Origin of the sequence: Streptomyces sp. NPDC060209 (assembly GCF_042728155.1) — a bacterium.
Lineage (GTDB): Bacteria > Actinomycetota > Actinomycetes > Streptomycetales > Streptomycetaceae > Streptomyces.
Map to the genome: position 1 here is coordinate 1 of NZ_JBHWZS010000412.1, position 6,454 is coordinate 6,454.

At 70.5% G+C, this 6,454-nt stretch carries 3 protein-coding genes; 1 reads left to right on the plus strand and 2 read right to left on the minus strand.

Annotated elements, in window-relative coordinates; genetic code table 11:
• Positions 1-117: 117 nt before the first annotated feature.
• Entirely contained in the window at positions 118-411 is a 294-nt protein-coding gene (locus ACFWFI_RS39825) for a transporter (protein WP_387400366.1), read from the minus strand.
• Between the two features lie 56 nt (positions 412-467).
• The gene (locus ACFWFI_RS39830) at positions 468-4,547 is read right to left on the minus strand and encodes a golvesin C-terminal-like domain-containing protein (protein WP_387400368.1); all 4,080 of its coding nucleotides are present in this window, start codon (positions 4,545-4,547) and stop codon (positions 468-470) included.
• A 230-nt stretch (positions 4,548-4,777) separates the two neighbouring features.
• On the opposite strand from ACFWFI_RS39830, the gene ACFWFI_RS39835 reads away from it, so the two are divergent.
• Positions 4,778-6,439: an ABC transporter substrate-binding protein gene (locus ACFWFI_RS39835; RefSeq protein WP_387400370.1), complete on the plus strand. Its 1,662-nt coding sequence runs from the start codon at positions 4,778-4,780 to the stop codon at positions 6,437-6,439.
• Positions 6,440-6,454 lie beyond the last annotated feature (15 nt).

Consider the following 6,454-nt stretch of genomic DNA (forward strand, 5'->3'; position numbering starts at 1 on the left):
CTCGGTGACCGACTCGCCCAGTTCGGGCATCTTCACCGGCGTTCCGGATCCGGCGGACGCGGCAGGCGCGGCAGCCGGGGCCGGAGCCTCGGCGGCGGGGGCCTGCGCGGCGGTGTGTCACGGGCCGAATCCCGTCCAGGCGAGAGCTGCGGCGCCTCCCAGCACGATCACCTGCACCGCCGCTGTCGCCCAGGCACGGACAGCGGTCGCGATGCCACCGGAGACGGCCAGGACGACCAGGCAGACCAGCCCGGCCCGGGACGCCTCATGGCCGGCCGAAGCCCGGTCCGGACTGCCCGTCAGGCCCCCGGAGATCACCACTCCGAAGAGCAGGACCGCCAGCAGGACCGCGTCCAGCATGAGCAGCAGCAGGGCCGCTCCGATGTCACCGCGGCGGGAGACCCGTCTCATCACTCACCTCCGGTACAGGGCCTCCCCGTGCGGGGAGGCCCGTCGGGTGGCGTGGGTCAAAGACCCATGCCCTGCATCGTCCGCTCCAGGGAGTCCGCGTACAGCCGGGCTCCTCCGACCTTCGGGTGGAAGGACTGGGCGGAGGCCCCGAGTTCCAGGATCGGCCAGTCGATCTGTGGCTCGTCACTCTCCACCAGGTCCAGCACGATGCCGTGGACCTGTTCGGGATCACCGCAGACGGCCTTGCCCGCGAAGTTCTGCGTGGGGTTGGAGAACCAGGCCTTGGCGCCTGCGGCATTGGCGTCGTTCACGGCGCCCTGCATCTCGGTGGCGAGGGTGCCGGCCATGCTGTTCAGCCAGGGGGCCTCCTCTGTGCCGATGCCGGGGATGCACTGCCCCGACCGCTCCAGGAGCGGCGGGTACCCCATCAGGACGATCTTGGCGTTGGGCGCCTTCGCCTGGATCCTCTTCAGGGCGTCGGTGATGGCCGGCCGCACCCGCTCCTTGGCGAGGCGCTCGGCCGCCACGCCGATGTCCAGCCCCTGATAGGCCGCGTCGTCCACATGGGAGTCGTCGTCCTCGAAGTCCTGGTTCTGGCACAGCGTCGGCCAGCCGATGCCACCGAAGATGCACTTCTGGATGATGTAGGCGAACCGGGCGTCGTTGCCGCCGACGGAGATGGTCACCAGCGTGGTGTTCTGGTCGAGGTAGCCCTTGGACAGCTGGGGCAGCTCGCCGTTCTCGCCGACGCTCGCGATGTTGTACGTGCGGGCGCCGGAGCAGGCGATCAGGTGGTAGTCCATGGCCGCGGACCGGCTGTCGTCCATGGAACCCACGGACGTCGAACGGCCCGGGATCGTGGCCTGCCGGGACCATGCCTTTGTCGAGCGGTGGCAGGCGTCGCGGGTCGAGGGGTTGCTGGGGTCTCGGTAGTTGGTCTCCTTGTAGTAGTCGACGCCGCCTGCCGCCGAGGCGCCCTCACCCGAGGAGTAGGAGTCGCCCATCGCGACGACCATGTCCTTGGGCTTGGCCGACAGCGGCTGGAAGCCGGCGGCGTCCCATGCCACGTCCTCGGACCCGTCGCCGTCGGCCGCGTGCGTGGAGAGTGCGATCTTCGGGGTGGAGGTGAACTGGAACACCCCGAGGGAGACCCATTTGTTCTCCCCGACGCGCTGCGGGTGCACCCGTACCGGGCTGGTGCTGTTGGTCCCGGAGATGGTGTAGGAGGCCTGACGGGTGTGGGCTCCGTGGTCGGGGAGGTGTACCCAGACCCGGGCCCAGCCGGTCATGCCGTTGGTGAGGGTCCAGGTGCCGGTCGTACGCATCCTGGCGCCCTCGGAGGTCGCCTGGTTCCTGGTGTGTGAGAACCAGAAGTGGTTGCCGTAACCGGCCCCGATCTGATGGGTGTCGATCTTGCCCGGGTAGTTGGCGCCGTCGGCCGTGAAGGTGAAGCCGAAGGTGCCGGGCGAGGACGCCGCCCCGCAACTGCGCCCGGACGAACCGGCCGGGGTGACGCCCGAGGCCACGTCGTCGATCACGTACGTACCCGAGGGCAGCCCGCTGGAGCAACGGGGCGGGTAGGCGTTGCCGTCGGGCTGTTCGGGATAGGTGGCGTCGAAGCGGTGCAGGGCGAACCCGCAGGTCGCCGCCGACTCACAGTTCTTCCAGACGGCCTTCTTGTTCCACCAGCAGTGCAGGAAGAACTCGTCCGCCGGATTGTTGAGCTGGCACGCCCCGTTGGTGTCGGTGTCGTTGTCCTTGATCTTGCTGGGGTCGCAGTTGTTGGAGGAGTCGCAGAACGTCCCGACCGGCGGCTTGGCCGAGGTGCGGAAGATCGGATCCGTCCACCAGGCGGCGCGGTAGCCGGGCTGGAAGTCGCCCGGGGCGAACATCGCGGAGATCGGGCGGGCCGCCCAGCCGATCACCTTCTCCTGGTAGGGCCAGTCCTGCGGGTGGGCGGCGTGTGAGTAGTCGTCCCCGCCCGCCGAGTTCTCGAGGAACGGGGTGCGGTTGGCCTTCCACAGCGCGTTGGCCGGGTTGTTGGTGTAGCCGACGCCCCAGTGGCCGCCGTGCGAACCGGCACTGGACTGCGGGTAGAAGCCGGAGTTGTACGCCCAGAGCGCGAAGAACCAGTTCTCGATGTACTCCGGTCCGCCGTCGTTGACGGTCATCCCGGCGCCGTACGTCTGGTTCCACTTGTCCACGAGGATGTTGACGCCCGCAGCGATGTTGGCGGTGTAGTCGAGGGCGACGGCCTCCTGCTTCTGCACGGAGAGCGCGGTCTCGCCGGGCTTCTCGTGTCCGGCCTTGCGCATGCCGTCGGTCACCTGGACGATGCCGTACCCGCAGTCGGAGTCGGCCCAGTCGATGGCCCACGGATCCGGAGTCTGGCCGTCGGAACCGTGGCTGATGCCGTAGTAGTTGCCGATCAGGGTGTTGGCCGTGACACCCGGTACGGCGAACCTGGTGGCCTGCCACATGTTGGATTCCTGGGCGGTGACGCCCAGCATCACCTGCGCGGGAATGTGGTATCCGTCGGCCGCGTCAGGTGATCCGTTGGGGTCGCCCGCCATGGTCTTGAGGGGGAAGAGGGACTGCGGCTGGTAGGCCGACATCCCGGTGTTCTTCCAGTTGGCGGCGCGGGAGACGTGCGTGTTGAGTTTCCCCACCACGGCCTGGTCCACCGCCCACTCGACCTGACGCGGGGTTGGCTGGAAGGCCTGCTTGCGGACGTCTCCGCGGGGCACCGAGCAGTAGCGCTCGTCCTCCACGGGGTTGGTCGGTGAGGCGGCGGCAAGCTTCGGGGTTGCCGCCGCGGCGGTGCCGCGGGTGAGTGTCGGGGAGGTGGCGAGGCCGGCCGCTGTCTTCGCGGTCGAGCCGACCGTCGTACCGGGCCGGGCGTCCAGGGTGACGCTGCGTCCGGTGCCCAGGAGCTTCATCTCGGTCCGGGCGGTCCGCGCCGAGGCAGCCTCCTGCGGGGAGATCCGGGAGTCCTTGCCGTCGGCCCACGCGGTGGTGACAGCGGCGTCGCCCCTGGTGGACAGGATTGCGCCCTTGGCCACACCTGCGGGCATGCGCACGGACGCGGGCAGGGCGCCGGCGACCTTGGCCTCGCCGGTGACATACACCGTGCCGGTGCGGGCGGAGCGGGCCAGGTCGAAGCCGGTGAGTGCGCCGGTGGCCAGGCGCTGGGTGGTTCCGGTGGCCTTGGCGGCGGCGCCGAAGAGCGAGGCGGGGGCGCGCCGCACCTCGGCCCGCTCGGTGGCGGCCCCGGTCGTCGCGGCCTCGGCGGTGGTGCCGGGCCGGTCGATGTAGACGACCGAGCCGTCCGCGGCTGCGGTGAGCTGGAAGGGAACGGCGGCGGTGCGGGAGGCTACGCGCACACCACCGGAGGCGGCGACCCGGACCAGACGGGCACCTTGTGCGGCGGCGTAGCCGCCGGCGAGGGGAACAGCGGAGGTGACCTGGCCGGGCAGCTTCAGCGGCTTCGCCGCCTTGCCGGTCGCGGTGTCCACGCCGACGAGGCGGGTCTCGTTGCGCTCCGATTCGTCGTCGGAGAACTGGGAGAAGACCGCCTTCTCCGTGGTCCCGCAGCCGGGCGAGAAGTAGCTCAGGCTGGACTGGACGGGGAGTTTGGTGACCGCGCCGGTCGTCAGGTCGACGATCGCGGTGAAGGCTCCGCGGGCCATCAGCGCGGGCTTGTTCGTGAAGGTTCGGGGCGCGTAGGTGACGGCGGCGCGCTCGCCGGACGCGGTGACGCAGGCGTTGCCGATCCAGGTGTCGGTGTCGAAACCGGGCTCGGACAGGGTCGCCGCGGTCCGCCAGTGGTAGCCGTCCTCGGCAGCGGCGACCATGACATGGAAACCGGTGGCGTCACCCGAGGTGGTCCAGGCCAGGTCGTGGGAGGTGCGATAGCCGGAGCCGAGCAGTGCCGCTCGGTCGTCGGCGGGTACGGCTTCGGGGAACTCGGCGGGGCCGGGCTCGGAGGCGTCCGCCTCATCCTTCGAGGTCCACCCCTGGGCGGCTCCCGCGGGAGGAGTGGGGGTCTTCGCCAATGACACCGACGGATAGCCCGCCAGCAGGGCCGCTGCTGCGACGGCTATGACAGGTATATGCCATTTTTTTCTTCGGGACACGTTCTACTCGCCTCTCGTCCGGACGCCCGCGTCGCGCGTGGGAGAAGCGGGCGTCCGCTTCGCGCGTGGGGGGACGCGAGCCAATCAGCCGGGGCTCTTCACCCCCTCTCACCCAGCTCTCCCGCTATACCGACCCGCCGTCGGCTATGCGCCCGCGGCTCCCCGCCCCTCTCCAGGGCCCCGTGCACCCGCAGACTGGCGCCGGACATCACCGCGAGAAGGGCTGGGACATGGAGACCGAACAGTCGGGCACCACCGGCTTCGACGCCGCCGTCGGCGGCGTGGTCGCCCCGACCGACACGCTGGGCGGCACCCTCCGTCTGGTGCGCACCGACGACTTCGACTCGCTCGACCCCGGCAACACGTACTACGCCTACACCTGGAACTTCTTGCGCCTGATCGGCCGGACCCTGGTCACCTTCGACGCCGCGCCGGGCAAGGCAGGCCAGCGGCTGGTCCCCGACCTGGCCGAGTCGCTCGGTGAGGCCTCGGACGGCGGGCGGACATGGACGTACCGGCTGCGCCCCGGCCTGCGCTACGAGGACGGCACCCCCGTCGTCTCGGCGGACGTCAAGTACGCGATCGCCAGGAGCAACTACGGTACGGACGTGCTGGGCGTCGGCCCCACCTACTTCCGCCACCTGCTGGGTACCGACTACGGCGGCCCCTGGCGCGAGCCCGACGTGGACGGTCCGCTCACCGTGGAGACCCCCGACGACCGCACCCTGGTACTGAGGCTGGCCGAGCCCTTCGCAGGCATGGACCTCCTGGCCACCATGCCGAGCACCACCCCGGTCCCCCGGGCCCGCGACAGCGGCATCGGCTACCGGCTCGGCCCTGTGGCGACCGGCCCGTACCGTGTCGCCTCCTACGAGCGGGGCAGGCTCGTGGTCCTGGAGCGCAACCCGCACTGGGACCCGGCGACCGATCCCGTGCGCCGGCAGCGCGCCGAGCGCATCGAGGTGCACCTGGGCAAGGACCCGCACGAGGTGGACCTGATGCTGCTCTCCGGCGAGGCTCACATCGACCTCGCCGGCTTCGGGGTGCAGCCCGCGGTCCAGGAACGCATCCTGGCCGACCCCGAGCTGCGTGCCAACGCGGACAACCCGCTGACAGGCTTCACCTGGATCTACTGCCTGTCCAGCCGGATCACCCCGTTCGACAACGTGCACTGCCGGCGCGCCGTCCAGTTCGCCACGGACAAGGCGGCCATGCAGGCGGCGTACGGAGGGCCCGTCGGGGGTGACATCGCCACCACGATTCTTCCGCCGACCATCGACGGCTACCAGCCCTTCGACCGCTACCCGGTCGGTGAGGACGGCACCGGCGACCTGGAGGCGGCCCGCGCCGAACTGGTCCTGGCCGGCATGCCGGACGGGTTCCGCACGAAGATCGCGGCCCGCAAGGACCGCCTCAAGGAGTACCGGGCGGCCGAGGCGCTCGCGGCCGGGCTGGCCCGCGTCGGCATCGAGGCCGAGGTGCTGGACTTCCCGTCCGGCGACTACTTCGACCGCTACGGCGGCAGCCCCGAATACCTGCGCGAGCACGGCATCGGGATCATCATGTTCGGCTGGGGAGCCGACTTCCCCGACGGATACGGCTTCTTCCAGCAGATCGTCGACGGGCGTGCCATCAAGAAGCGCGGCAACCAGAACATGGGCGAGCTGGACGACCCGGAGATCAACGCCCTGCTCGACCGGGGGGCCGTCAGCGGCGACCCGGCGGAACGCGCGGCCATCTGGCACCGCATCGACCGGCTGACCATGGACCACGCCGTGATCGTGCCCTACCTCTATCCGCGCTCGCTGCTCTACCGCCACCCGGATGCCCGCAATGTGTTCGTCACTGGGTCCTTCGGGATGTACGACTACGTGGCGCTGGGCGCCCGCTGACACACGCCCGGGGCC

What these genes read in the sequence shown, in the direction of transcription:
- ACFWFI_RS39835 (WP_387400370.1), top strand. Translation starts at nt 4,778, where the DNA reads ATGGAGACCGAACAGTCGGGCACCACCGGCTTCGACGCCGCCGTCGGC.
- ACFWFI_RS39825 (WP_387400366.1), bottom strand. Translation starts at nt 411, where the DNA reads ATGAGACGGGTCTCCCGCCGCGGTGACATCGGAGCGGCCCTGCTGCTG.